The 25,789-nt window shown below is 65.5% G+C and carries 21 protein-coding genes, 1 tRNA gene and 1 pseudogene; 16 read left to right on the top strand and 7 right to left on the bottom strand.

The window, feature by feature from the left end; genetic code table 11:
• The first annotated feature begins 4 nt into the window (after positions 1-4).
• The 3 genes from pheT to ACV22W_RS10095 all read left to right on the top strand — a co-directional run bounded on the left by pheT (position 5) and on the right by ACV22W_RS10095 (position 3,368).
• Positions 5-2,434, top strand: coding sequence for a phenylalanine--tRNA ligase subunit beta (gene pheT, locus ACV22W_RS10085; RefSeq protein WP_448019009.1), 2,430 nt, complete (start codon positions 5-7; stop codon positions 2,432-2,434).
• 72 nt (positions 2,435-2,506) lie between these two features.
• Complete coding sequence (locus ACV22W_RS10090) at positions 2,507-2,893, top strand: integration host factor subunit alpha (RefSeq protein ID WP_006486093.1); 387 nt, start codon at positions 2,507-2,509, stop codon at positions 2,891-2,893.
• A 61-nt stretch (positions 2,894-2,954) separates the two neighbouring features.
• Positions 2,955-3,368 carry a MerR family transcriptional regulator gene (locus tag ACV22W_RS10095; RefSeq protein WP_175915780.1) on the top strand — a complete coding sequence of 138 codons (414 nt, stop codon included), beginning with the start codon at positions 2,955-2,957 and terminating at the stop codon, positions 3,366-3,368.
• A gap of 77 nt (positions 3,369-3,445) precedes the next feature.
• On the opposite strand, the gene ACV22W_RS10100 is transcribed toward ACV22W_RS10095, so the two are convergent.
• Together ACV22W_RS10100 and ACV22W_RS10105 are read right to left on the bottom strand one after the other, a co-directional pair.
• Positions 3,446-5,656, bottom strand: a complete 2,211-nt coding sequence (locus tag ACV22W_RS10100; RefSeq protein ID WP_448019010.1) for a hypothetical protein — start codon at positions 5,654-5,656, stop codon at positions 3,446-3,448.
• A 360-nt stretch (positions 5,657-6,016) separates the two neighbouring features.
• Complete coding sequence (locus tag ACV22W_RS10105; protein WP_448019011.1) at positions 6,017-6,895, bottom strand: tyrosine-protein phosphatase; 879 nt, start codon at positions 6,893-6,895, stop codon at positions 6,017-6,019.
• Between the two features lie 333 nt (positions 6,896-7,228).
• Here ACV22W_RS10105 and ACV22W_RS10110 point away from each other — a divergent pair, with 333 nt between their 5' ends.
• From ACV22W_RS10110 to bamC, 3 genes are all read left to right on the top strand, one after another.
• Entirely contained in the window at positions 7,229-7,942 is a 714-nt protein-coding gene (locus ACV22W_RS10110) for a methyltransferase domain-containing protein (RefSeq protein ID WP_448019012.1), read from the top strand.
• 172 nt (positions 7,943-8,114) lie between these two features.
• Positions 8,115-8,191 (top strand) — tRNA-Pro (locus ACV22W_RS10115).
• Between the two features lie 141 nt (positions 8,192-8,332).
• Positions 8,333-9,541, top strand: coding sequence for an outer membrane protein assembly factor BamC (bamC, locus tag ACV22W_RS10120; protein ID WP_448019013.1), 1,209 nt, complete (start codon positions 8,333-8,335; stop codon positions 9,539-9,541).
• A 627-nt stretch (positions 9,542-10,168) separates the two neighbouring features.
• On the opposite strand, the gene ACV22W_RS10125 is transcribed toward bamC, so the two are convergent.
• The 3 genes from ACV22W_RS10125 to ACV22W_RS10135 all read right to left on the bottom strand — a co-directional run bounded on the left by ACV22W_RS10125 (position 10,169) and on the right by ACV22W_RS10135 (position 11,780).
• A complete protein-coding gene (locus ACV22W_RS10125; RefSeq protein WP_006486090.1) occupies positions 10,169-10,426 on the bottom strand; it encodes a hypothetical protein in 258 nt (85 codons plus the stop codon).
• A gap of 136 nt (positions 10,427-10,562) precedes the next feature.
• Complete coding sequence (locus ACV22W_RS10130; RefSeq protein ID WP_059701473.1) at positions 10,563-10,841, bottom strand: hypothetical protein; 279 nt, start codon at positions 10,839-10,841, stop codon at positions 10,563-10,565.
• Between the two features lie 222 nt (positions 10,842-11,063).
• Entirely contained in the window at positions 11,064-11,780 is a 717-nt protein-coding gene (locus ACV22W_RS10135; protein ID WP_448019014.1) for a YdcF family protein, read from the bottom strand.
• A gap of 157 nt (positions 11,781-11,937) precedes the next feature.
• Here ACV22W_RS10135 and ACV22W_RS10140 point away from each other — a divergent pair, with 157 nt between their 5' ends.
• The gene (locus ACV22W_RS10140; RefSeq protein WP_059510817.1) at positions 11,938-12,255 is read left to right on the top strand and encodes a hypothetical protein; all 318 of its coding nucleotides are present in this window, start codon (positions 11,938-11,940) and stop codon (positions 12,253-12,255) included.
• Positions 12,256-12,435: 180 nt separating this feature from the next.
• Here the strand turns inward: ACV22W_RS10140 and ACV22W_RS10145 are convergent, their stop codons facing one another.
• Both ACV22W_RS10145 and ACV22W_RS10150 read right to left on the bottom strand, forming a co-directional pair.
• A complete protein-coding gene (locus ACV22W_RS10145; RefSeq protein ID WP_448019015.1) occupies positions 12,436-12,687 on the bottom strand; it encodes a hypothetical protein in 252 nt (83 codons plus the stop codon).
• 201 nt (positions 12,688-12,888) lie between these two features.
• Positions 12,889-13,284, bottom strand: a pseudogene (locus ACV22W_RS10150) (transposase); the annotation flags it as partial.
• A gap of 430 nt (positions 13,285-13,714) precedes the next feature.
• Here ACV22W_RS10150 and ACV22W_RS10155 point away from each other — a divergent pair.
• The 9 genes from ACV22W_RS10155 (at position 13,715) to truB (ending at position 25,757) form a co-directional block, all read left to right on the top strand.
• Positions 13,715-14,617: a LysR substrate-binding domain-containing protein gene (locus tag ACV22W_RS10155; RefSeq protein ID WP_448019016.1), complete on the top strand. Its 903-nt coding sequence runs from the start codon at positions 13,715-13,717 to the stop codon at positions 14,615-14,617.
• Positions 14,618-14,681: 64 nt separating this feature from the next.
• A complete protein-coding gene (locus ACV22W_RS10160; protein ID WP_448019017.1) occupies positions 14,682-15,884 on the top strand; it encodes a pyridoxal phosphate-dependent aminotransferase in 1,203 nt (400 codons plus the stop codon).
• A 262-nt stretch (positions 15,885-16,146) separates the two neighbouring features.
• Positions 16,147-17,169, top strand: coding sequence for an SMC-Scp complex subunit ScpB (gene scpB, locus ACV22W_RS10165; RefSeq protein ID WP_448019018.1), 1,023 nt, complete (start codon positions 16,147-16,149; stop codon positions 17,167-17,169).
• Positions 17,170-17,229: 60 nt separating this feature from the next.
• Complete coding sequence (gene rluB / locus ACV22W_RS10170) at positions 17,230-18,936, top strand: 23S rRNA pseudouridine(2605) synthase RluB (protein ID WP_448019019.1); 1,707 nt, start codon at positions 17,230-17,232, stop codon at positions 18,934-18,936.
• A 417-nt stretch (positions 18,937-19,353) separates the two neighbouring features.
• Complete coding sequence (gene rimP / locus ACV22W_RS10175; RefSeq protein ID WP_014897219.1) at positions 19,354-19,812, top strand: ribosome maturation factor RimP; 459 nt, start codon at positions 19,354-19,356, stop codon at positions 19,810-19,812.
• On the top strand, positions 19,812-21,287 hold the full coding sequence (gene nusA / locus ACV22W_RS10180) for a transcription termination factor NusA (RefSeq protein WP_059533060.1): 1,476 nt from the start codon (positions 19,812-19,814) through the stop codon (positions 21,285-21,287). Before rimP ends, nusA begins: the two co-directional genes overlap by 1 nt.
• A 91-nt stretch (positions 21,288-21,378) precedes the next feature.
• Positions 21,379-24,300: a translation initiation factor IF-2 gene (infB, locus tag ACV22W_RS10185; RefSeq protein WP_448019020.1), complete on the top strand. Its 2,922-nt coding sequence runs from the start codon at positions 21,379-21,381 to the stop codon at positions 24,298-24,300.
• A gap of 190 nt (positions 24,301-24,490) precedes the next feature.
• Positions 24,491-24,811 carry a 30S ribosome-binding factor RbfA gene (rbfA, locus tag ACV22W_RS10190; protein ID WP_448019021.1) on the top strand — a complete coding sequence of 107 codons (321 nt, stop codon included), beginning with the start codon at positions 24,491-24,493 and terminating at the stop codon, positions 24,809-24,811.
• Positions 24,812-24,824: 13 nt separating this feature from the next.
• On the top strand, positions 24,825-25,757 hold the full coding sequence (gene truB, locus ACV22W_RS10195) for a tRNA pseudouridine(55) synthase TruB (RefSeq protein WP_448019022.1): 933 nt from the start codon (positions 24,825-24,827) through the stop codon (positions 25,755-25,757).
• Positions 25,758-25,789 lie beyond the last annotated feature (32 nt).

Consider the following 25,789-nt stretch of genomic DNA (forward strand, 5'->3'; position numbering starts at 1 on the left):
ATCCATGCAATTCCCTGAATCCTGGTTGAGAACCTTTGTCGACCCGCAGCTGACGACCGACGAACTGTCGCACGCGCTGACGATGGCGGGGCTCGAAGTCGAATCGCTGAGCAAGGCTGCGCCGCCGACGTCGAAGATCGTCGTCGGCCGTGTGCTCGAAGTCGCCAAGCATCCGGATGCGGACAAGCTCAATGTCTGCCAGGTCGACGCCGGCACCGGCGCGACGCTGAATATCGTGTGCGGCGCACCGAACGTCGCGCCCGGCATCAAGGTGCCGGTCGCGCTGGTCGGCGCGGAACTGCCGCCGGCAGAAGAGGGCGGCAAGCCGTTCGCGATCAAGCTGTCGAAGCTGCGCGGCGTGGAGAGCCAGGGGATGCTGTGCTCGGCGCGTGAGCTGAAGCTGTCCGAGGACCACAGTGGTCTGCTGATCCTGCCGGAAGACACGCCGGTCGGCCAGGACATCCGCGATACGCTCAATCTCGACGACACGATCTTCGAAATCAAGCTGACGCCGAACAAGGCCGACTGCCTGTCGGTGTTCGGCATCGCGCGCGAGACGGCCGCGATCACCGGCGCGCCGCTGACGCCGGTCGACATCCGTCCGGTGCGCGTCGAGCTCGACGAAACGCTGCCCGTGCGCATCGCCGCCCCCGATCTGTGCGGTCGCTTCTCGGGGCGCGTGATCCGCGGCGTGAACGCACATGCGAAGACACCGCAGTGGATGGTCGAGCGCCTCGAGCGCTCGGGCCAGCGCAGCGTGTCGGCGCTCGTCGACATCTCGAACTACGTGATGTTCGAGCTTGGTCGCCCGTCGCACGTGTTCGATCTGGACAAGATCCACGGCGGTATCGAGGTGCGCTGGGGCAAGCGCGGCGAGTCGCTGAAGCTGCTGAACGGCAACACGGTCGAGCTCGACGAAACGGTCGGCGTGATTGCGGACGATCGTCAGGTCGAAAGCCTCGCGGGCATCATGGGCGGCGACAGCACAGCCGTCACGCTCGACACGACCAACATTTACCTGGAGGCCGCGTTCTGGTGGCCGGACAGCATCCGTGGCCGCGCGCGCAAGTACAACTTCTCGACCGATGCGGCCCATCGCTTCGAGCGCGGCGTCGACTACGCGACGACCGTCGAACACGTCGAGCGCATCACGCAGCTGATTCTCGAGATCTGCGGCGGCAAGGCCGGCCCGGTCGACGACCAGGCAGTGAACCTGCCGCAGCGCGCGCCGGTGAAGATGCGCGTGTCGCGCGCGAACCGCATCATCGGCGTGAAGATCGACGCCGACGAGATTGCCAACATCTTCACGCGCCTGCGCCTGCCGTTCGAGCGTGACGACGATGCATTCCTGGTCACGCCGCCGTCGCACCGCTTCGACATCGAGATCGAGGAAGACCTGATCGAGGAAGTGGCGCGCATCTACGGCTTCGAGAAGATCCCGGCACGTCCGCCGGTCGCGACGAGCGAGATGCGCGCGACCAACGAGACGCGGCGCTCGATTCATGACATCCGTCACGCGCTCGCGGCACGCGACTACGCCGAAACGGTCAACTTCAGCTTCGTCGATGCGGAGTGGGAGCACGACTTCGCCGGCAACGACAACCCGATCCGCCTGCTGAACCCGATCGCGAGCCAGCTGTCGGTGATGCGTACGACGCTGTTCGGCAGCCTGATCTCGGTACTGCGCCACAACCTGAACCGCCGCGCGGATCGCGTTCGCGTGTTCGAGACGGGCCGCGTGTTCCTCGCCGATCCGTCGGTGAAGGCCGGCGAACTGACCGTCGAAGGCTACACGCAGCCGAAGCGTGTCGGCGCGCTCGCGTACGGCCCGTCGGTCGACGAACAGTGGGGCGTTGCGACCCGCGCGGTCGATTTCTTCGACGTGAAGGGCGATCTCGAGGCGCTGCTCGCGCCGGCCGCCGCACGCTTCGTGAAGGCCGAGCATCCGGCCCTCCATCCGGGCCGCAGCGCGCGCATCGAGGTCGATGGCCGCGCGGTCGGCTGGATCGGCGAGCTCCATCCGCGCCTGATGCAGAAGCATGAACTGCCGCACGCGCCGGTGATGTTCGAAATCGACGCGGATGCGCTGATCGCACGTGCGCTGCCGGCACCGACCGACGTGTCGAAATTCCCGCCGGTGCGGCGCGATATCGCGGTCGTGGTCGATCAGGCGGTCGAGGTTCAGGCGCTTTTCGACGAAATGAAGAAGGCGCTGGCCGAAGACGCCTGCCGATTCGTTCAGAAGGTTGTACTCTTCGACGAATTTCGTGCAAAATCAAATACTTCCGGTGGTCTCGCCGCGCACGAGAAGAGCCTTGCCTTCCGCGTGACGCTGCAGGACGCGGCTGGCACGCTACAGGACGAGGTCGTCGATCAGGCGATCCAGACGCTGGTCGAGCGGATGGCTCGTGCTGGTGCCCGCCTGCGCGGCTAAGGAGAGGCGCCACCCGCTCGCGGGTGGCGCTTCCCCATCGTGAGTTTTGGTTTAACGCGCTGTATGGCAGATATGAACGACATGACCTCGAGTGAATTCGAAGCCCTCCTGACGGCGCAACGCAGCGCCATGAACCGCGACGCTTCTGCGCCGGCGTCCACCGAGACGCCGACGCTGACGAAAGCGGAACTGGCGGAGCTGCTGTTCGACAGCGTCGGGCTGAACAAGCGTGAAGCGAAGGACATGGTCGAGGCGTTTTTCGAAGTGATCCGCGACGCGCTCGAAAACGGTGAAAGCGTCAAGCTGTCGGGGTTCGGCAACTTCCAGCTGCGCGACAAGCCGCAGCGTCCGGGCCGCAATCCGAAGACGGGCGAGGCGATTCCGATCGCGGCTCGCCGGGTGGTAACCTTCCACGCGAGCCAGAAGCTGAAGGCGCTGGTCGAAAACGGCGCGGAGTAACGCCCGCGCGCTGACGTCTCCGCGCGGCCGCCGCGCACCCTTTACCGACGGTTAACCGACGATGACCACTACGGTTGAGAAAGTCGTCTTGCCTCCGATTCCCGCGAAGCGCTACTTCACGATCGGTGAAGTCAGTGAGCTGTGCGGGGTCAAGCCGCACGTACTGCGTTACTGGGAGCAGGAATTCACGCAGTTGCGACCGGTGAAGCGGCGCGGCAATCGCCGGTACTACCAGCACCACGAAGTGCTGCTGATCCGGCGGATTCGCGAGTTGCTGTACGAACAGGGGTTCACGATCAACGGGGCGCGCAACCGGCTCGATTCACCGGCCGGCGAGCGTGCTGCAGGCGCGCCGGTCGAGCCCGACGTGCCGGCCGCCGATGCGCGTGCATCGGGCAAGCCGGGGGCAACGGTCGACGTGATCGCGCTGCGGCAGGCGCTCCTCGACGTGATCGACGGACTGAAGCACGACTGAGCGCGACGCTCGGATCGACATGAAGCCCGGTTGGCGAAGCGCCACCGGGCTTTTTTCATGCTTGCGGCCCGGCCGGATCAGCGCGACGCGAGCGGATTCGGCTTGCCCATGTCGACGACCAGCGTGCCGTCCGGCAGCATCCGCACCGAGCCTTGCGCGACCTGGCTGCGGTAGCTGTACAGGTCGAAGCGCATCGGGCCTGTCTCGGCCGAGTTCCGGATCAGCGCGCGCACGTTCAGTTCCAGCACGTTGAACATCTTCATGTCGCCGCCTTCCATCCACATGTAGCTCGGCGCGTCGATCTGCGGCCGCTTCGGCGTGGGTGCGTCGGCAACGCGCCGGAACGTGAGGCGCAGTCCGTCGCGTCCGACCGTGGCCTGACCGAGCTTGCCGTTCAGCACCGGCGGCGGAAAGACGGTGTACTGGTCTAGCACGAGCGTGTCGCCGCGCAATTCCGCGCCGCGGCGCTGCAGCGGCGTCAACGACGCGAGCTCGATGCCGAGCGAGCGCAGCAGCTTCGCCTGCGGGATGCCGAGCACCGATACCTGCGACGGCCGGAACGCGAGGTGCCGATCGTCGAGCACCGAAAGCGAGCCCTTCATGTCGGTTGGCAGCCACACGCCGGGCACGTGATTCCAGAGCTTGATGCCGCCCTGGACGCGCAGGTCCTGGCCGTCCGCGCTCAACCGCAGGTCGTTCAGCGAGCGCGGCGAGTAGTCGAGCAGGTAGTCGTTGAAGAGCGCCGACATCGCCTTCCACGATTCGACGACCGTCCCGCCGAGAATGCGGATGTCGTACTGGTTCGGATCGTCGAGGTCGACTGGTTCGCCCGGCCGTTTCGCGACGAGCTGGACGTCGAGATCCTCGACGTGGAAGCCGATGTCGCCGGACAGGTTGAAGTCGACATTGTGCAGATGGATCGTCGGGTTGCGGTTCGATACGTGCCGTTCGTTGAACGGGATGGCGGACGAGCGCCGCATCGCAACTTTCTGCATCCCGGGCTGCGCCGTGCCGGCCGCGAATGCAAACGCTTCCCAGTGCTGGCGCGAGTCGCGCAACGCGGCCTGCTGCGCGGCGAGGAAGCTGTCGTTCAGGCGAGCGGCCGCGTTGCCGAGCGCGGCACCGCTCGCGGGGCCCGCGTACGACGGCATCCGGATCGCCATCGCGCCGCTTTCGTCGAAATTGAAGTAGCCGGCCGATACCTGGTCGCGATAGTGATACAGGTCGAACACGAAATTCTGGTCACGCTTCGTCGGATCGACGGGGCCGATCAGGATGTCCGCGTTCATCGGCATCGAGCGCATGAACTTCACGTCGCCGCCGCGGATGTACATCGCCTGTTGCGGCGCGTTCGCGGGCAGCGCGAAACCGGCGTGCGAGCCGTCGTCGAGCGTCAGGTCGAGGCCGGCCGCTGTCACGCGCAGCGCGGTGATCCTGATCTTCAGCCGCGGCGGCGGCATCAGCTTGTCGACCGACATCACGAGGTCGTCGCCGGCGAGTCGCGCGATCGGCGTCTCGACCTTCAGCAGATCGGCCATCTTCACGTTGGCCGCGCGCATCACCGGCTGCGCGTTGATGCCAGATACGCGCACGCCGGTCGGGTGGAATACGAGCTGGCTGCCGTCGCGGATCGTGAGCGTGCCGGTCAGCGAGAACGGCACCCAGCCGTCGCGCTGCATCTCGCCCTGCAGATGGATCACGCCGTCGCCTGCCGACACCGCGAGCCTGCGCAGCGGCGCGTTGCGGTAACCGAAGATGTAAGTGTTGAAGAGGGCGGTCAGTTTCGCGTCGTCGAGCGTGACCGTGCCTTCGTGCACGTCGATCTCGAAACTCGTCGGATCGTCGAACACGATCGGTGCGCCGGCCTGCGTCGGCACGAGTGTCGCGGACAGTTGATGGATGAAGAAGCCAAGGTTGTTGACGATGCGGAAATCGACGTCGCGCAGGAACGTCATCGCACCGTTCTGGCCCGAGTCGCGCAGCGTGAACGGGCGCGGCTGCGCGAGGCTGAGCGACGCGAGCGACGGCACCGTGCGCGCGATCTGCTGTTCGCGGGCGAGGCGTTCGGCCTTGGTGCGCTCGATCTTCGTCGATGCGACAGGCGTGTTGCCGTCGCGCTGCGCGGCCGGTTCCGCACAGCCGGCACAGAGCAGTGCGAGCACAAGCGCGCCACAGCCGAGCGCTCGAGAGGCGCTCGGTGAAACCGACGCGGCCGCGCGTTGCGGGCCGGCCATCCAGTCGAGAAATGCCAAAGGCGTGCGATGGCCGCGCCGGACCGCATTCCGCATCGTCTGTCTCCATGTCTTGTCGTGATCGGCGAGGGCGCACGGCCGATGCGCGGCGCGGACGTCGATGCCGTGCAGTGTGGCATAGCGCACTAGAGCGGCGTAACCAAACAGCGGGCGTCCGGGCAGGACCGGCCCGGGCGCGACGGGACAATGGATTCGCGGCGGCGGGGCGGAAAGATCAAACGGTCGTTTGGTTTTGCGGTCGAGGCGGGCGGCGCGCGTTGCGCCGGATCGGCAATTCCGGCGTCGGCGTTGGCTGACGCGGAGTTAAATGCCGGATCAAGGCGATGTCCGATCCGGGGTGCAGACGGCGGGCGGGAGTGGCTGACGCGCCCGCGCTTTCGCCGCCTGCACGACCGATCAGACCAGCATGCTCCGCCGGATTGCATTCTGCGTCGTCTGATCCAGTTGCAGGCCGTTATCGATGTACGACGTCATCGAGCCGTACGATGCGACAACCTGGTCGAATGCCGCCTGCAGATAGGTCGCTTGCGCGCTCTGCAACGCGGCCATCATGTCGGCCGCATCCTGCCCGCCGCTCTTGCGCGCCTGCGAGACATAAGCGGCGATCTCCGACGCGCTGTAGACGTTGGTCAGCAGATAGTCGGCGACGATCGTCTGCCGTGGGACACCGAGGATCGTGTGCAGAATGGCCGTTGCCCAGCCGGTGCGATCCTTGCCGGCCGTGCAGTGGAAGACCAGGTTGCCGCCGGACGCGGCAAAGCCGGCGAATAGCGTGTGGTAACTCGTCCGTGCCGTGTCCGACGTCACGAACGCCCGATACATGCGTTGCATGAAGGTCGCGGCAGTCGCGCCGTCGGTCGGGAGCGCACCGATACTGGCGACGCCGAGCACATTGAGGTTCCGCCAGGTGGCGCCGGCCAATGGCACATCCGGCTGCGCGTGGATCTCCGCGGTCGTGCGCAGGTCGCATACGTGCATGATGCCGAGCGTATCGACCGTTGCGAGGTCGGCCGCCGACAGCGCGAGCGCGGACGACCGGTAGATCGCGCCTTTCTTCATCGCTGCACCGCTCGCGGTGGCATAGCCCGTTCCGTCCGGTCCCCCGGTGTCACGAAAGTTCGCTGCCGAATCGAGCCTGGGTGTCGTGACGGGGGCGACCGCGATCGAATCGCCGCCGCACGCGGACAGTAGAGGCGTGCCTCCCAGCATGATGCCGATCGTGCCGGCACCCAGCCGGAGAAAGTGTCGACGGGAAATGTCGCTTTTCTGAGTCATTCACTGGCCTTTGTCTGAGACGGTGACGGGACGTCGCGATCGCCGTTGCGATCGAAACCGCCGCCGGCGTGCCGCGCAGCGCGGCGAAGCGGAGGCGTGCCATATCGATCGGCGTGCAGTCGGACGATGTGCCGTGCGCGTTGATCTCGCACCGGCCAAGCGCACGGTAGCGATCCGCGACGAATCGGCCATCGTCCTTTTCGATTAAGGCGCGACACAGGCTGCCCGTGCGAATCGCGCAACTTGCCGTACGTGCGACGGCGGCGGCGCGGTAAGATCGGCGTCAGTGGCTGGATGGGTCAAAGCATGGTGGCCGACACGGGGGGAGGCGTCATGGATCTGAAGGAGCTCGACGTATTGGGAGCGGATGTAGGCGATCACTGGTACTACGCGTCGAAGGCGAGCGCGATCCGTCGGTTTCTGGGCACGTCGGACGCGAATCGCATACTCGACGTCGGTGCCGGCTCGGGCTTCTTTTCGAAGCATTTGCTCGAGCGCACGCAGGCGACGGAAGCATGGTGTGTCGATACGAGCTACGCCGACGACACCGACGGGGAGGCCGCCGGCAAGCCCGTCCATTTTCGCCGAGCCGTCGATCGGTTCGATGCCGATCTCGTGTTGCTGATGGATGTCCTCGAGCACGTCGACGACGATGTGGGCTTGCTTGCCCGCTACGTGGCGGATGCGCCGAAGGGCAGCCGGTTCCTGATCACGGTTCCCGCGTTTCAGTTTCTCTGGAGCGCACATGACGATTTTCTCGAGCACAAGCGCAGGTATACGCTCGACGGTCTCGAAGATGTCGTGCGCCGTGCGGGGCTGGAGGTCGAGCGCGGCGCCTACTACTTCGGCCTCACGTTCCCGCTGGCGGCGGCATTGCGACTGAGCGAGCGGGTGCGTCGGCAACCGCGCGAACCGGCGTCGCAGTTGCGCAGGCACCATCCGGTTGTCAACGGTTTGCTCAAGCTGATCTGCCGGGCCGAGTTGCCGATGTTCCGGTTCAACCGCGTGGCGGGCCTCACGGTCATCTGTGTCGCGCGCCGGCGGTGAGCATGCGGTGGTTCGTATGGCCGGAGCGTGGCATAGCGGGATGCGCGTCGCCGCCGGTGTCGAAGCTGTCTTGTCCCGTTGGGTCATGTCGCAAAAAATTTCACAGGAACATGCACAAAATGCATGCGACCCGTTCTAAAGCGGCAAACTGTCTGTTATAATTTTTTTCTTTCGGGGCGTAGCGCAGCCTGGTAGCGTACCTGCATGGGGTGCAGGTGGTCGGAGGTTCAAATCCTCTCGCCCCGACCAGACAAAGAACCCGCGTCAGTTCAGGCTGACGCGGGTTTTTTCTTGTCGGTCGCTTTTTTGCACATCCCGGCGCGGCCCCGGTAAAATGCAAGGTTGATCCACGGAAAGCGCCGTGATTTAGCGGAAGAGGATTCCCCGAACATGACTGATCTTCGTCTTACCATGCGGTTCGCTGCAGTGCTCGCCACCGGCGCGCTCGTTGCCGGTTGCGGTACGTCGTCGCCCACGAAAGTGGACTACAAGAGCGATTCGAAATCGAAGGAAGCGTCGCTCGCAGTGCCGCCCAACATGCTCGACGAGACGGCCGATCAGCGTTCGCTGCCGCCACAGGGCGGTGCGACTTCCCTGTCCGCGCTTCAGCAGGTCCAGCACGCGGCGCCCACGACGGACACCGTCGCGCCCGCCGTGGCCGGCATGCATATTCAGCGCGACGGCACCGAGAGCTGGCTCGTGATCGACGGCAAGAAGCCCGCCGACATCTGGCCGCAAGTTCGCCGTTTCTGGCAGGAGCAGGGCTTCCTGCTCGTCGTCGACCAGCGCGACAAGGGCGTGATGGAAACCGACTGGAACGAAACCCATCCGCAGATCAACGACGGCCTGATCCGCAGCGTGATCTCCAAGGCGATGGGCAATTCGTACGTGACGGCCGAGCGCAACAAGTACCGCACCCGTCTCGATGCGGCGCCGAACGGCGGCACCTACGTGTTCATTAGCCAGAAGGGCATGCGTGAAGCGATCACCGGCGCGAACAACGATTCGAGCAAGTGGGAAGCGAAAGCGAACGATCCGGCGCTCGAGACCGAATACCTGAAGCGGCTGATGGCGGTGCTCGCACAGAACGAGCAGCGCGCGAAGAACGGCGAGCCGCCGATCGCGAACATCAACGACAACACGGTGCCGAAGGACAAGAAAGCGGATACCGACGCATCGAAGGCCGCCGCTGCAGCGATCGCTGCGCAGAACGTCGCGCGTACGTCGTCGCAAGCGAACGACGTCGATTCGGCCGCGGTGCCGTCCGAAGTCACGCTCGGCGAGCCGTACGACCGGTCGTGGCTGCATGTCGGCCTCGCACTCGATCGCGCGAACTTCACGGTCGACGATCGCGATCGCACGAAGGGTCTGTATTTCGTGCGTTATGTCGATCCGAAGGATCTGAGCTCGGCCGAGCAGGGCTTCTGGAGCCAGCTGTTCCACGGCAAGAAGGAAAAGCAGGCGAAGCAGTATCGCGTTAACGTGAAGGCGCTGACGCCCGACCAGACGCGTGTGGCAATCGTCGACGACTCGGGCGCGATCGATACGTCGGGGCCGGCCCGGCAGATCATGGGGCTGCTCGTGAATCAGCTGCGCTGATCGCGGTACGCTCCCGCTCTTCGAAAAAGCCCGCCTTCCGGCGGGCTTTTTTCATGGTCGCGCGCGCCTCCCGGCTCCGCGTGTGCGGACGTTCGCGACCCTCCCTCGTGACGTTACGTAACATTCGGGCGTTACGGCGGGCAGGGCGGGTGTTACATCGGTGTGGCCACGAAAAATATCCTTATGGATCAATGGCATGCTTTCGGAAGAGAACCTGGCACGCAAACTGCTTTATATATGTGAATCGTTAGGACAGGGAGGATGGCGTTAGAGACTGGGCAGGCGTCGCGAGCGCCCGATCAACGGTTTCAACGTCTTGAGATGCCGGCGCTGCGAGCGCTGGCGCAACCGATGACGATCCGCGCCGCGCGCGGATCTCGATGGCCCCGTCGCCTATCCTCGTAGGGCGACGGTTTCGCCCGCGCTTCTTCTGAAGCGCGGGCAATTTTTTTGGTGGGGCCGCGATGCGACGCATGGCGATCCGGCGAGTGCTGGATCCGTTGATTCGCAATCTTTTCTGAATTGGCGGGGCGGACGCGTAATTGTCGGGTGCCGATCCGCGTCCTGTCGAGGCTCGCGTGTGAGCAGGGTGGTGCGGCCGGACGTGTTGCCGGCCGCCGCGGCGCGTCAGTGCGACGCGCTGGGTACGTCGAGAATCAGGATGATCGTCCAGTCGGCGTCGCCGTCGTGGTGATACTGGCGTTCGGCGACGATGAACGGTTGCTGTTTGCCTTGCGGGCCGAGGAAAAGCACGTCGCCCTCCATCGGCAGGCACTCGATCGGCGGCAGCGCGAGGAAGGCGTCGTCCGAGCCGCGCGGCATCAGTTGCTTGATCTTGCGAGTGGCTGCTTCGGTCCACTCGATGTCGAGTTGAATGTTGCTCATGCTGTCCTCCGCACCGGGGTGCGCACGGGTGGAAAATTTCGGTGCGCGACTTTAGCACAGCGCGCGGGCACCGCAACCAAAAAAGCCGAACCCGGTTGCCCGGATTCGGCTTTTCGCTTGTGCGGTGCCGCCGAACTTACTGGCTGGCAGCGTCTGCCGGAGCGGCCTTGGCGGCCTTCTTGCCAGCCTTCTTCGCTGCCTTGTGGTGAGCAGCCTTCTTGCCGTGGTGCTCTTCCTGCATCGCCGGCTGTGCAGCCTCGGCTGCTTGCTGCTGTTGCAGTGCCTGTGCGCGCTGCTCGATCTCGGCGATCTTGGCCGGGTCGGTGATGGTCTGGATTTGCGTGCTCTCTTGCGCATACGCTGCGCCAGTCAGCGCCGACATCGCGACCAGAATAGCCAGGGACGTCTTCTTCATTGCTTTACCTCCGCTAAGTGGTGATGAACCCGAATGTTGCCGATTTGTCTGGCGACTGCAATCGAGTGCGTGTCGAGTGTAACAAAAGTGACGGATCAATGTGCACCGGATCGCCGTGCAGCGCAAGGCCCCGTTGAAGTCGCGCAACACTTCTTGTGCGCCGTCATGCGCATGCCATCCCGCGCCGCGCAGTCGTTTTCGCGTTCGCTGCACACGTCGCCATCAAAACCAGCCGAGCCATCGGTAGACATGGAACTGCGCGATGCCGATCAACTCGTGCAATGCCTGATTCGCGCTTTCCAGGTTGTGCCACCGGGGCAGCCAGCCCGTTTGCGCGCGCCGGCGATTGGAATAAACGGGCTGGGGATCGATGCCGAAGCGGCGGAAATCGAGCAATGCGCGGCGCATCTGGTAGGACGACGCGACGAGAATGCGCGAGTCGTCATGTTGTGAGCGTAGTATAGAAGCGGTGAATTTCGCATTTTCATAGGTGGTGCGGCTGTTCGGCTCGAGAACGAGGTCGCCGGGAGCGACGCCTTCCGCGATCAGGCGGCGCCCATAGACGGCCGCCTCGGTTTCGCCGTGATGTTGAGGGTCGCCGCCCGACATCACCACGGTGCAGCGGGTGGCCTGATCGCGGCATGTGCGGTAGAGCGCAGCGGTCGTGCGGATGCGTGCTTCCCCGTCGGGTGGCGGCCGCAGGCCGGTGTCGCTGCGCCGTGTGCCGATGCCGAGGATGATCAACGTGGTTCGGCCGTGCATGTCGGGGCGCTCGACCGGCGTCACGCCCGCCTCGGTCCATGCGATGAGTGGTGCGGTGAGCCAGCCTGTCGCGAGTAGCCAGAGCAGCGCGACGCTCGCGATCGCGATGAGTCTCCGCCTCTTGCGGAAGAGCATGAAACCGATGAAGAGAAGTACAAATGAATCGAACAGAATCAATTTGATTGGGGTATGGTGTCTTTTTATGGACGGCTGACGATCCGGCCCTGACGCGACGCCGAACGTCGGCAACCAGAATCGGTGGCGGTATCGGCGGGTGGAGTTCCCGCCCGGCGCGCCGCTTCGCATTGTCGCTGCACTTTAAGAAAGAATCGAGATGGCCACGTATTCCAACGAAGCGGTGCTCGACGCATTGAGACGAGTGCAGTACCGCCAGGTACCGTGGGCGCGCCGCCCGGGCGTGTTCGAGTATCTCCGGTCGCTGGGGCTGATGGACACGGTCAGGCAGAAGACGGTTGCCCCCGCGCCGGGTTTCCACGCGCCGGTCGACATCGCGGTGCTGACCGATAGTGGTCGGGCCGAATGCGCGCGCCTCGAACGCGACGAAAAATTACTTTCCTGGACCGATCGCCGTATGGACGACTACGCGTTAAGCGAAGCGAGCGCCGTGGCGATTCTCGAAAGCCGCCTGTAGCGTCACACTCCTGACCTCGTGCCGTCGCCGACGGCACTCAAAAAAAAGCCCGTATCGCGAGGATACGGGCGTACCGGATACTTTTGCTGTTGCCACGCTGTGGTCATGGCAACGAATGTGACCCGTCGTATGTCGAGCAGTTCCCGAGTTCGGGAACTTTCTTTGACGAAATCCTGCGGACTACGGATGACGCGGCAGTTCCGTCGGCTGCGAGCCGATGCGCGCACGTGCGTTGCTGGCGATGTCGCCGCGCAAATCGCCGCGCGGCACGGTCTGTCGATTGGGCGACGCGCCGGGTGGTTGCTGGCGAAGGGTGTTTCGGTGATCCTGCTGGCGGTGAGGCGGTTTCGCGCGATCATCGGCGCGAGCGGGGGCGGTCAGCGCCAGCGAAATGACAATGCCGCATGCGACGAGCAGTGACATTGATTTCATGGCGGGGCTCCCTTCAAGCCATCGGCGCGGCTTGTTGATATGTCGCTAAGGTAAGCGCGGGAGTGCAGGCTTGCTGTAAATAATAGTAAATAGATGTATCGCGGCGCGACAGCGGTAATCGACGACGACGCGGGCGCCGCGCAAAGCGCGAGGCGCCGAAAGAAACCGGGCGGCCGAAGCCGCCCGATCGAGCATGCGTTACGCCATCTTCACGGGGGCGCGCCAGGATTCCGGATTGGTCCAGAAGGCGCCGCGCAACCGGTCGCGGCTCGGCGGTGCGGGCGGCTTCGCCGCGCTTGCCCCGATGCGCCCGCGCAGCGAGATCTGGCGACCGCTCGTGCCGAGGCGCTTGACGATTTCGGCGAGCGTACCGTCTGCCTGCCATTCGTCGAAGCGACGGCGGCAGGTCGGCGGCGACGGATAGCGACCCGGCAGCTTCGACCAGCCTTCACCCGTCGACAGTACCCACAGCACGGCGTTTACCACCGAACGGGCCTCCACGCGGGGGCGTCCGCGCCGTTCACTACGTGCGGGTTCCGAGCAAAACAGACCTTCGACCAGCGCCCACTCGTTATCTCTCAAATCGTCGAACAGCATCATGTCCTCACCTCAGCGAAGCTAACTCCGGTGCGCTGCCCTGCGCCGCGCACTCTTCAAGCACTCGAGCGTCGAGTGCCGGGTGGGGGCGTCCGGTTGACCGGCAGCGGCGTTTTTGCCTTCCGTCCGACTGAACCTGCGCCCTGTGCGTCAGGTAAAGCACGATGCGTGCCACGTCGGAGGCGATTCCCTCGAGAGCCGCTTGGCAGCGGGCTAACGGCTAAGTCAGCTAGGGGCGTATAAGACGCCAAAATAACCCGCCAGCAAATCAGGACAATCACCAATCTTGTGCAATTCGCCCGCGCCACGTGCGTTTGCGTGGATATTGCACCGCAGCGAAACATGTGCGGCCGGTGCCGCATTCGCGCATGGAAGCCGATTTCGCGCATTAAAATCGTGCATCGGTATCGACCATTGATGAGGTGAGGTGATGAACGTTACGCTGCGCCAGCTTCGCGTATTCATCGAGGTTGCGCGGCTGCGGAGCTTCAGTCGCGCGGGCGACGAGATCGGACTCACGCAGTCTGCGGTCAGCCGTTGCGTGCGCGAACTCGAGACCGAACTCGGTCTGAAGCTGATCGACCGAACGACCCGCGACGTGCAGTTGACCGACGTCGGGGCGAACCTGATCGCGAGCGTGTCCCGCCTGATCGGCGATCTCGACGACACGCTGCGCGAGATTCGCGAGATCGGCGAGCAGCGGCGGGGGCGCGTGATCGTCGCCGCGAGTCCGACGATTGCGTGCCGGCTGATGCCGCGCGTCGTCGCGGCCTGCGAGCGCCAGTTTCCGTTCGTCACGCTCGGCCTGCGCGACGACGTGCAGAGCGACGTGCTGCGAAAGGTGAAGTCGAGCGAGGTCGATTTCGGCGTCGTCATCGGGCCGCTCACCGTTGCCGACCTCGTGTGCGAACCGTTGATGACCGACTCGTTTTGCCTGGTCGTGCGCGCCGATCATCCGCTCGCGGCGCGGGCCGAGGTGCCTTGGACGGCGCTCGACGGCGAGCGCCTCGTCCTGCTCGACCATGCGTCCGGAAGCCGGCCATTGATCGACGCCGCGCTGGCAGCCCATCGGGTGAACGCGACGGTCATGCAGGAGCTCGGGCATTCGGCGACGGTATTCGGGCTCGTCGAGGCCGGTGTCGGCGTGAGCGTGCAGCCGTGGCTGTCGCTGCCGCTGCCGGCGGGATCGTCGCTGGTCGCGCGGCCGCTGACGCCGCGTACCGAGCGCACCGTCGAGCTGGTGCGCCGCCGGGACCGGTCGCTGTCGCCGGCCGCGCAGGCGATCTGGGAACTCGTGCGCCAGATGCCGGCGCGGGCGGAAGACCTCGACTGAGGGTGCCGATGCGGCGCGCACGCCGGTACACTACGCGGATCGTGTTCCTCGGTGGCGGTTCTCGATGACGTATTCCGCAGGTGTCGGCCCGTCGACGGGCGAGCCGGCGGCACGCAGCGCGGTCCGGGCGCTGCGGCCGTCGCTGATCAGGGAAGTCGCGAACGCCGGCTTCGGCGTGCCCGACGTGCTGCCATTCTGGTTCGGCGAATCCGATCGCGTGACGCCGGCATTCATTCGCGACGCGGCTGCCGCGGCGCTCCGCGAAGGCGCAACCTTTTACACGCACAACCTCGGCACGGTACCGTTGCGCGACGCGATTGCGGCCTATGTGGGCGCGCGTCACGGCGCGACCGGGGGCGATGCGATTGCCGTGACGAGCTCAGGCGTGAGCGCGCTGATGCTGGCCGCGCAACTGCTGGTCGGTCCGGGCGATCGCGTCGTCGCGGTCACGCCGCTCTGGCCGAACCTTGTCGAAATCCCGAAGATTCTCGGTGCACAGGTCGAGTGCACGCCGCTCCGCCATGGCGACGAGGGCTGGGGGCTCGACATCGACCGGCTACTCGCGGCGCTGACACCCGGCACGCGAATGCTGTTCGTGAACTCGCCGAACAACCCGACCGGCTGGGCGATGTCCCGCGCCGACCAGCAGGCCGTGCTCGCGCATTGCCGGCGTCACGGCATCTGGGTGGTCTCCGACGAGGTGTACGAGCGGCTCGCGTTCGGCGCGGACGGCGCGCCGTCGTTTCTCGACATCGCGTCGCGCGACGAGCGGGTCATCGTCGTGAATTCGTTCTCGAAGGCCTGGGCGATGACGGGCTGGCGGCTCGGATGGCTGGTCGCGCCGGCGTCGATCATGGGCGATTTGTCGAAGCTGGTCGAATACAACACGTCGTGTGCGCCGGGTTTCATCCAGGCCGCGGGGGAAGTCGCGCTGCGCGACGGCGAATCGTTCGTGCGCTCGTTCGTTGCGGCGCTGCGTGGCGCACGCGACCACCTGGTTGCCGCGCTGCGCACGTTGCCGGGCGTCGATGTGCCGCCTCCGCCGGGCGCGATGTACCTGTTTCTGCGCTTGCCGGGCGCGGACGACAGTCTCGCGTTTTGCAAGTCGCTGGTGCGCGAGACCGGGCTTGGACTGGCGCCGGGACGCGCATTCGGCCCGGAGGGCGAAGGGTTCGTGCGCTGGTGCTACGCGTGCGATCCGGTGCGGCTCGACGCGGGCGTCGAGCGCTTGCGGGTGTTCCTCGGGCGCAGCGCGGGCCTGCGTTGAAGCGCGGGGCGGAGCTGCTGCGGCGTGCCGTTCGGCTCATCTTTACGCACCGGGCAATTTTGCGTAAGATGGCGCTCAGTCACGCGGTTCCGTCGTTGAGCCGTGCTGTTCCGTCCGGTTTGGGCCTGGCTTGAAGTTGGTTCGCCACCCCCGGTTCGTGCTCCCATCAATATGACCGATCAGAATCGGGCGAGCGCGTCTTCCGTTCCTTTCGTCTGTTTGTTGATCCGGTTCGTTTGACCACAGGGTCTGGCCTAGCTGCATGAATACCCAAGAGGCGAAGATCGTCCTCGAGACTGCTTTGATCTGCGCGCAAGAACCGCTGAAACTCGGCGATTTGCGCAAGCTCTTTGCCGACGGCGTGTCGGCTGACACGGTCCGCACGTTGCTCGAAGATCTGAAACAGGATTGGTCCGGCCGCGGTGTCGAACTGGTGGCGCTGGCAACCGGATGGCGCTTTCAGAGCAAGCCGGCGATGCGCCATTATCTGGACCGGCTGCATCCCGAGAAGCCGCCGAAATATTCGCGCGCGGTGCTCGAAACGCTCGCGATCATCGCGTATCGGCAACCCGTCACGCGCGGCGACATCGAAGAGATTCGCGGCGTCACGGTCAATACGCAGGTGGTCAAGCAGCTCGAGGACCGCGGCTGGATCGAGGTGATCGGGCATCGCGACGTGCCGGGGCGCCCGGCGCTGTACGCGACGACCAAGCAGTTTCTCGACGATCTCGGCCTGAAGGCGCTCGACGACCTGCCGGCGCTCGAGGAACCGGCCGCGAACATCGAGGCCGCGCTGCTCGCGCAGCAGGCGATGGATTTCGGCGGTGATGCGCCGGTGGCGGACGCGGTGCCGGAAGCCGGCGAAGCGGCGGCCGACGTGTCGCACGCGCAGCCGGATGAGTTGCCGGGCGATGCCGCGGCGGAAGGTGCGTCGACGCAGGAAATGCCGAACCGCGATACGCTGGAAGCTGATCGCGTTCAGATGGAACAGGGCGGCGCCGAAGTAGCGCCGGCCGGCGAGCAGCCCGAGCCGCTGCGCGCGGAAGGGAACGAGGAAGATCGCAAGCCGGCTGCCGACGAGGTTGCCGGAGACGGAGCGGAAGCGGCCGGCGACATGCCGGGCGAGGCTGGCCAGGCCGACGCCTCACGCTCCCGTCCCGCGGACGGCGAACTGCTGGACGATACGTCCGACAGCCTCGCCGATGCCGTACGCAGTGCCAGCGCGCCCATCGGCGCCGACGCACTGCCGGACGACGAAGCAGAACCCGAACAGCGCCGCGCCTGATCGCGGCCGACTTCTTGCCGCGCCCGAGCCGGGCGCGAGACCTGACATTTTGAGGTTGTTTTGACTGATATCCACGATATTGAATCGTCCGCGCCTGCCGTCCAGGCCGCGCGTGCCGAGGATGCGCCGGAGCAGGATGCTCCGGCCGCGGGTGGTGACGAGCGTCCCCGTCGCGGCCTGCGGCGCGGCCCGCGCAGCCTGATCGCGCGCCGCCGCGCGGCGGCCAAGTCGAAGGGCGATGGCGAGTCGCAGGGCGGCGAAGGCGCGGACGCGCAGCCGGCCGCGGCCGAAGCTCAGCCCGCACGCGCGCCGCGCAAGGAAGGCGCGGCAAAGGGCGGCCGCAAGCCGGTCGGCAAGCGCGAAGGCGCGGCCAAGGGTGCCCAGGGCGGGCAAGGCGGCCAGGGGCGGCGCGGTGGCGCGGCGAAGGCCGAGGGCGGTGCGGCGAAGGCCGACGGCGACGCGGCGTCGCAGGACGACCTGTTCGCCTATGTGACGTCGCCGGCGTTCGATGCGGACAATTCCGCCGGCGGCAGCGGCGTACGTGCGCCGATGCTGCGTCGCGGCCGCAACCAGCCGACGAACAAGCGCGTGCTGTCGCCTGACGACGACGCGCCGAAGCTCCACAAGGTGCTTGCGGAAGCCGGCATGGGCTCGCGCCGTGAAATGGAGGAGCTGATTGTCGCCGGCCGCGTGTCGGTGAACGGTGAGCCCGCGCACATCGGTCAGCGCATCATGCCGACCGACCAGGTCCGCATCAACGGCAAGCCCGTCAAGCGCAAGCTGCCGAACAAGCCGCCGCGCGTGCTGCTGTACCACAAGCCGACGGGCGAGATCGTCAGTCACGCGGACCCGGAGGGTCGTCCGTCGGTGTTCGATCGCCTGCCCCCGATGAAGACGGCGAAATGGCTCGCGGTGGGGCGTCTCGACTTCAACACCGAAGGTCTGCTGATGCTCACGACGTCGGGCGATCTCGCAAACCGTTTCATGCATCCGCGCTACAGCGTCGAGCGCGAGTATGCGGTGCGCGTGGTCGGCGAACTGTCCGAAGGGATGCGGCAGAAGCTGCTGCACGGCGTCGAACTCGATGACGGCCCGGCGAACTTCCTGCGCATCCGCGACGGCGGCGGCGAAGGCACGAATCATTGGTATCACGTCGCGCTGGCCGAAGGCCGCAACCGCGAAGTGCGCCGGATGTTCGAGGCGGCCGGCCTGATGGTGAGCCGCCTGATCCGGACGCGTCACGGTCCGATTCCGCTGCCGCGCGGCCTGAAGCGCGGTCGTTGGGAGGAGCTCGACGAAGCGCAGGTGCGCAAGCTGATGGCGACCGTCGGCCTGAAGGCGCCGTCCGAGGAAAAGGGCAAGCGTGGCGGTGGCGGGCAGGCCGAGCGTCGCCAGCCGGATCCGATGCAGACGTCGATGGGCTTCATTGGCCGCGAGCCGGTGCTGACGACGCATGGTCAGCTCGATCAGCCGCGTCGCGGTGGCGGTCGACGTGGCGCCCCGGGCTTGCCTGGCCTGAGCGGCTACGGCAGCCTGCCGGTTTCGCCGTCGGGCTACGGCAACCGCTCGGGCGGCGGCCGCGATGTCGATGGCAATCGTGCGTCTTATGGCGCCGGCCCCAAGCGTGAAGGCGCGGGCGGCAAGCGCGGCGGCGGCAAGGGCGGCAACCGCAATCCGAACGGCAATCGCGCCGAAGGCGCCGGCAACGGTGGCGGTGGTGCGCGCGGCGGCCAGCGTCCGCAGCGTAATCGCTCGCGCGGTCGCTGAGCGTTTTCGGCGGTCGGCGGCGTGAAGCCGCCGGCGTGCCCGCAATACTGGCGCGAGTCGGGTTGCGTCGGCACCTCGCGTTGCGCGGTTTGCTTTTGACTGTATATATACGCGCTGCCGGATTGTGTCGCCTGGTCGGGCAGTCCGGTTTCGCATTTTTGGTCGGTAAAGGCGGGCTGGGCGCTGCTTTTACCGGCTGGCTTGGCGTTTGCGCCAAAAATCGCTATAATCGCGGAGTCGCTGGGCGTACGGATTCAATGTGCGGCTCAGGTGCGACCACCAGTAAGAAGATGGGCGTTCCGCCCATTTTTTTTTGCTGAAACGGTTAGGCATCTCGGGTAGCGCTTCCTGCGCCGGCTAAGGCGCGCGCCCGCGGGTGAATCGCGAGCGGCGGGCGCGAACACCTGAGAGGACACTGTGCAACTGACGGAACTGATAGAAACCACGGTCACCGGGCTCGGCTACGAGCTGGTGGATCTCGAGCGCACCGGGCGCGGCATGCTTTGCATCTATATCGATCAGCCTGCCGGCATCTCGCTCGAAGATTGCGAAAAGGTCACGCGTCAGCTCCAGCACGTCTTGACGGTCGAAAACATCGATTACGAACGGCTCGAAGTCTCGTCCCCGGGGCTCGACCGCCCGTTGAAGAAGCTGGCCGACTTCGAGCGCTTCGCCGGCAGCGAAGTTTCCGTGACCTTGAAAAAGCCGCTGGACGGGCGCAAGACGTACCGGGGCATTCTGCACGCGCCGAATGGCGAAACGATCGGTTTGGAATTTGAGAGGAAGAAGGGCGAGGCAGCCATGCTGGATTTCACGCTGGCCGATATCGACAAAGCCCGCCTGATTCCGCAAGTTGACTTTAGGAGCCGCAAATAATGAGTCGCGAAGTGTTGATGCTGGTGGATGCGCTGGCGCGCGAGAAAAACGTCGACAAGGATGTGGTGCTGGGCGCTCTCGAGGCTGCGCTCGCGTCCGCTTCCAAGAAGCTGTTCGACGAAGGCGCCGAAATCCGCGTCCATATCGATCGCGAAAGCGGCGAGCACGAAACCTTCCGTCGCTGGCTCGTCGTGCCCGACGAGGCAGGCTTGCAGGAGCCGGATCGCGAGATCCTGCTGTTCGAAGCGCGTGAGCAGAACCCCGACGTCGAAGTCGGCGAATTCATCGAGGAGCCGGTGCCGTCGATCGAGTTCGGCCGTATCGGCGCGCAAGCCGCCAAGCAGGTGATCCTGCAGAAGGTGCGCGATGCCGAGCGCGAGCAGATCCTGAACGATTACCTCGAGCGCGGCGAAAAGATCATGACGGGCACGGTGAAGCGCCTCGACAAGGGCAACTTCATCGTCGAATCGGGCCGTGTCGAAGCGCTGCTGCGCCGCGACCAGCTGATCCCGAAGGAAAACCTGCGCGTGGGTGACCGCGTGCGCGCATACATCGCGAAGGTCGACCGCACCGCACGCGGCCCGCAGATCGAACTCTCGCGCACGGCGCCCGAGTTCCTGATGAAGTTGTTCGAGATGGAAGTGCCGGAAATCGAGCAGGGCCTGCTCGAGATCAAGGCAGCCGCTCGCGATCCGGGCGTGCGCGCGAAGATCGGCGTGATCGCCTACGACAAGCGGATCGATCCGATCGGCACCTGCGTCGGCATCCGCGGTTCGCGCGTGCAGGCCGTGCGCAACGAGCTTGGTGGCGAAAACATCGACATCGTGCTATGGTCCGAGGATCCCGCCCAGTTCGTGATCGGCGCGCTCGCGCCGGCAGCCGTCCAGTCGATCGTCGTCGATGAAGAAAAGCACTCGATGGACGTCGTCGTCGACGAAAACGAGCTGGCCGTCGCGATCGGCCGCAGCGGTCAGAACGTTCGCCTTGCTGGCGAGCTGACCGGCTGGCAGATCAACATCATGACGCCGGACGAATCCGCCCTGAAGCAGGGTGAAGAGCGCGATCGACTGCGTTCGCTGTTCATGGCGCGTCTCGACGTCGACGAAGAAGTTGCCGACATTCTGATCGACGAAGGCTTTACGAGCCTCGAAGAGATCGCTTACGTGCCGCTCAACGAAATGCTCGAAATCGAGGCGTTCGACGAGGACACCGTGCACGAGCTGCGCAACCGCGCACGCGACGCGCTGTTGACGATGGCGATCGCGAACGAAGAAAAGGTCGAAAACGCAGCGCTGGATTTGAAGGGCCTCGACGGCGTCACGCCGGAGTTGCTCGCGAAGCTGGCCGAACACGGCATGCAGACGCGCGACGATCTCGCCGAGCTGGCTGTGGATGAACTGGTCGACATGACCGGGATGGAAGAGGATGCCGCTAAGGCGTTGATCATGAAAGCACGTGAACACTGGTTCCAGTGAGAAATGACCATGGCGCACTGATTTGATGGCGGCCGTATGGCCTGACCCGATGCTAACCGCAAGGAATCGGTCCTTGCACTAAGAGGAATGAATGGCGAGTAACAACGTAGCCCAATTTGCCGCGGAACTGAAAATGCCTGCTGGTGTGCTGCTCGAACAGCTGCAGGCAGCGGGCGTCCAGAAAGCGAGTGAAGACGATGCGCTGTCCGAGGCGGACAAGGCGCGTCTGCTCGATCATTTGCGCAAGTCGCACGGCGCAACCGACGGCGACAAGCGCAAGATCACGCTGACCCGCAAGCATACGTCGGAGATCAAGCAGTCTGACGCGACGGGCAAGGCTCGCACCATTCAGGTCGAGGTCCGCAAGAAGCGTACGTTCGTCAAGCGCGACGACGTGGCCGAGGGTGCGGAACAGGGTCAGGCGCAGGTTGCCGAAGCGGATGACGATGCGGATCTGAAGCGTCGCGAGGAAGAAGCGCGCCGTGAGGCCGAGCTGCTCGAAAAGCAGGCGCAGGAACTGCGCGAGCGTCAGGAACGCCTCGAGCGCGAGGAAGCCGAGCGCCGTGCCCGCGAGGAAGCGGCCGAAGCCGAGCGTCGCCGTGCCGAGCAAGAAGCAGCGGCGAAGCGCGCCGCGGCCGAAGCCGCGGCGGCCCAGCAGGCTGCGGCCCAGCAGGCCGCCGAAGCCCAGCAGGAAGCATCCGGTGCGCAGTCCGCGCAGGACGAAGCACGCGCGGCCGCCGAACGTGCGGCCCAGCGTGAAGCGGCGAAGAAGGCCGAAGACGCTGCCCGCGAGGCGGCCGACAAGGCGCGGGCCGAGCAGGAAGAGATCAGCAAGCGTCGCGCGGCGGCAGAAGCCGAAGCGCGCGCTATCCGCGAAATGATGAACACGCCGCGCAAGGCCGTGGTCAAGGCAGTCGAGCCGCCGAAGCCGGTGGAACCGGCGAAGCCGGCCGAAGCGAAGGGCACGCTGCACAAGCCGGCCAAGCCGGCAGGCGCAGGCGCGCAGGCGCGTCCGGCCGTGAAGAAGCCGGCAGGCGCAGCGCCGGCGACGACCCAGGCACCGGCAGGCGCGGGCGACCGCAACAAGAAGCCGGGCGGTGGCAAGGGCGGCTGGCAGGACGACGCGGCCAAGCGTCGGGGCATCAAGACGCGCGGCGATTCGAGCGGCGGCGTCGACCGCGGTTGGCGCGGCGGCCCGAAGGGGCGCGGCCGTCACCAGGACAGCGCATCGACGTTCCAGGCACCGACCGAGCCGATCGTGCGTGAAGTGCACGTGCCGGAAACGATCTCGGTTGCCGATCTCGCGCACAAGATGTCGATCAAGGCCTCCGAAGTCATCAAGGTGATGATGAAGATGGGCCAGATGGTCACGATCAACCAGGTGCTGGACCAGGAAACGGCGATGATCGTCGTCGAGGAACTGGGCCACCGCGCGGTCGCAGCGAAGCTGGACGATCCGGAAGCACTGCTGGTCGAAGGCGAGACCGGTACCGATGCGGAGCAACTGCCGCGTCCGCCGGTCGTCACCGTGATGGGTCACGTCGACCACGGCAAGACCTCGCTGCTCGACCACATCCGCCGCGCGAAGGTTGCAGCGGGCGAAGCGGGCGGTATTACGCAGCACATCGGCGCATATCACGTCGAAACGCCGCGCGGTGTCATCACGTTCCTCGATACGCCGGGTCACGAGGCGTTCACGGCAATGCGTGCACGTGGCGCGAAGGCGACCGACATCGTCGTGCTGGTGGTCGCTGCCGACGACGGCGTGATGCCGCAGACCAAGGAAGCTATCGCTCACGCGAAGGCGGGCGGCGTGCCGATCGTCGTGGCGATCAACAAGATCGACAAGCCGGAAGCGAACCCGGACCGCGTCAAGCAGGAACTGGTCGCGGAAGGCGTCGTGCCGGAAGAATACGGTGGTGATTCGCCGTTCGTGCCGGTGTCGGCCAAGACGGGTGCCGGTATCGACGACCTGCTCGAGAACGTGCTGCTGCAGGCCGAAGTGCTGGAACTGAAGGCACCGGTCGAGGCGCCGGCCAAGGGCATCGTGATCGAAGCGAAGCTGGACAAGGGCAAGGGCCCGGTCGCGACGATCCTGGTGCAGTCCGGTACGCTGAACCGCGGCGACATCGTGCTGGCAGGCACGGCTTATGGCCGCGTGCGTGCGATGCTCGACGAGAACGGCAAGCCGACGAAGGAAGCCGGCCCGTCGATCCCGGTCGAAATCCAGGGTCTGTCGGAGGTGCCCGGTGCAGGCGAGGAAGTGATCGTGCTGCCGGACGAGCGCAAGGCGCGCGAAATCGCGCTGTTCCGCCAGGGCAAGTTCCGCGACGTCAAGCTGGCGAAGCAGCAGGCCGCGAAGCTGGAAAGCATGCTCGAGCAGATGGGCGAAGGCGAAGTGCAGAACCTGCCGCTCATCATCAAGGCGGACGTGCAGGGCTCGCAGGAAGCACTCGTGCAGTCGCTGCTCAAGCTGTCGACCGACGAAGTGCGCGTGCAGATCGTGCACAGCGCGGTGGGCGGCATCAGCGAGAACGACGTCAACCTCGCGACGGCATCGAAGGCGGTCATCATCGGCTTCAACACGCGTGCGGATGCACAGGCGCGCAAGCTGGCCGAAGCGAACGGCATCGACATTCGCTACTACAACATCATCTACGACGCAGTGGATGAGGTGAAGGCCGCGATGTCGGGCATGCTGGCGCCGGAGAAGCGCGAAGTCGTGACGGGCATGGTCGAGGTGCGCCAGGTGTTCAAGGTGCCGAAGGTCGGTACGGTTGCCGGCTGTATGGTCACCGACGGTATCGTCAAGCGCTCGTCGTCGGTTCGCGTGCTGCGCAACAACGTCGTGATCTTCACGGGCGAACTCGAATCGCTGAAGCGCTTCAAGGACGACGTGAAGGAAGTCAAGCAAGGCTTCGAGTGCGGTATGTCGGTGAAGAACTTCAACGACATCATCGAAGGCGACCAGTTCGAAGTCTTCGAAGTGACCGAAGTCGCACGTACGCTGTAATCGTCGCGTATCGGCTCGTGGGCGGGGCAGGCTTGGGCCTGTCCCGCCCATTTTCATGGTGGCGTGCCAGCGGCGCGCCGCTTTATCCTGATAAACGGATCACGGATCGATCATGTCCAGGAAACGTACTTCCCCCAATCGCAACGTTCAGATTGCAGACCAGATTCAACGCGATCTGTCCGAACTCATCATGCGCGAGGTCAAGGATCCGCGCATCGGCATCGTGACCATCCAGAGCGTGGAACTCACGCCGGACTATGCGCACGCGAAGATCTATTTCACGGCGCTGACCGGCGATCCGGACAAGACGCAGGAGGCGCTGAACCACGCGTCGGGTCACCTGCACAACCTGCTGTTCAAGCGCCTGCACATTCATACGGTGCCGACGCTGCATTTCCATTACGACCAGACGATCGAAAAGGCGGTGGAAATGTCGCGCCTGATCAAGGAAGCCAACTCGACGCGCGCGAAGGACGACGACGAAGCCGACGCGCCCGCGAAGGACGAGTGAGCGCGCGCGCCCCATGACGACTGCAGCTCCTCAGCGTCCGCGCGTGCCGCGGCGCGCGCTGGACGGCGTCCTCCTGCTGGACAAGCCGGTCGGCCTGTCGAGTAACGACGCCCTGATTCGCGCGAAGCGCCTGCTTCTCGCGAAGAAAGCCGGCCATACCGGCACGCTCGATCCGCTGGCCTCGGGTCTGTTGCCGCTGTGCTTCGGCGAGGCGACAAAGTTCTCGCAGGACTTGCTGGAAGCGGACAAGACCTACGAAGCGACGATGCGTCTCGGCGTGCGCACGACCACCGGCGATGCCGAAGGCGACGTGCTCGACACGCGCGCCGTGGAATGCGACCGGACGGCGGTGGAGGCGGCGCTAGCACGCTTTACCGGCGAGATCGTGCAGGTGCCGCCGATGTATTCGGCGCTCAAGCGCGACGGCAAGCCGCTGTATGAATATGCGCGCGCGGGCCAGACCGTCGAACGGGAAGGCCGCAACGTGACGATCCATGCGCTCGATCTGCTGGCCTGCGACCTGCCGGACGTGACGTTTCGCGTGACTTGCAGCAAGGGCACCTATGTGCGCACGCTGGCGGAGGATATCGGCGAAGCGCTCGGGTGCGGCGCGCATCTGACGATGCTGCGTCGCACGGGCGTCGGCGCGCTGACGCTCGAGCATGCGGTGACGCTCGACGCGCTGTCCGACGCCGCCGAAGCGGCGCGCGACGCGTGGCTTCTGCCGGTCGACGCGCTGCTGTCGACGTTTCCGCTGGTGCGTCTCGACGAAGCCTGCGCGAAGCGGTTCCTGCACGGCCAGCGTCTGCCGCTGTCGGCGCTCGATTCGATCGACGCGGCGGAGGGCGAGCGTGTGCGCGTGTACGATGCGGCACGGCTGCTCGGCGTGGCTCGCATGGCCAACGGCGTGCTCGCACCTGAGCGCCTCGTCGTGACGGCAGCGTGATGCGCGGTGCGCAAGCGCCGTCGGCATGAAAG

The organism is Burkholderia sp. AW49-1, assembly GCF_053427845.1.

Coding starts and splice junctions, on each gene's coding strand:
- infB (WP_448019020.1), top strand. CDS start 21,379: ATGGCGAGTAACAACGTAGCCCAATTTGCCGCGGAACTGAAAATGCCT.
- bamC (WP_448019013.1), top strand. CDS start 8,333: ATGACTGATCTTCGTCTTACCATGCGGTTCGCTGCAGTGCTCGCCACC.
- ACV22W_RS10110 (WP_448019012.1), top strand. CDS start 7,229: ATGGATCTGAAGGAGCTCGACGTATTGGGAGCGGATGTAGGCGATCAC.
- ACV22W_RS10155 (WP_448019016.1), top strand. CDS start 13,715: ATGAACGTTACGCTGCGCCAGCTTCGCGTATTCATCGAGGTTGCGCGG.
- nusA (WP_059533060.1), top strand. CDS start 19,812: ATGAGTCGCGAAGTGTTGATGCTGGTGGATGCGCTGGCGCGCGAGAAA.
- rbfA (WP_448019021.1), top strand. CDS start 24,491: ATGCGCGAGGTCAAGGATCCGCGCATCGGCATCGTGACCATCCAGAGC.
- ACV22W_RS10145 (WP_448019015.1), bottom strand. CDS start 12,687: ATGAAATCAATGTCACTGCTCGTCGCATGCGGCATTGTCATTTCGCTG.
- ACV22W_RS10140 (WP_059510817.1), top strand. CDS start 11,938: ATGGCCACGTATTCCAACGAAGCGGTGCTCGACGCATTGAGACGAGTG.
- ACV22W_RS10100 (WP_448019010.1), bottom strand. CDS start 5,656: ATGCGGAATGCGGTCCGGCGCGGCCATCGCACGCCTTTGGCATTTCTC.
- pheT (WP_448019009.1), top strand. CDS start 5: ATGCAATTCCCTGAATCCTGGTTGAGAACCTTTGTCGACCCGCAGCTG.
- ACV22W_RS10125 (WP_006486090.1), bottom strand. CDS start 10,426: ATGAGCAACATTCAACTCGACATCGAGTGGACCGAAGCAGCCACTCGC.
- ACV22W_RS10095 (WP_175915780.1), top strand. CDS start 2,955: ATGACCACTACGGTTGAGAAAGTCGTCTTGCCTCCGATTCCCGCGAAG.
- ACV22W_RS10090 (WP_006486093.1), top strand. CDS start 2,507: ATGAACGACATGACCTCGAGTGAATTCGAAGCCCTCCTGACGGCGCAA.
- ACV22W_RS10160 (WP_448019017.1), top strand. CDS start 14,682: ATGACGTATTCCGCAGGTGTCGGCCCGTCGACGGGCGAGCCGGCGGCA.
- ACV22W_RS10105 (WP_448019011.1), bottom strand. CDS start 6,895: ATGACTCAGAAAAGCGACATTTCCCGTCGACACTTTCTCCGGCTGGGT.
- truB (WP_448019022.1), top strand. CDS start 24,825: ATGACGACTGCAGCTCCTCAGCGTCCGCGCGTGCCGCGGCGCGCGCTG.
- scpB (WP_448019018.1), top strand. CDS start 16,147: ATGAATACCCAAGAGGCGAAGATCGTCCTCGAGACTGCTTTGATCTGC.
- ACV22W_RS10130 (WP_059701473.1), bottom strand. CDS start 10,841: ATGAAGAAGACGTCCCTGGCTATTCTGGTCGCGATGTCGGCGCTGACT.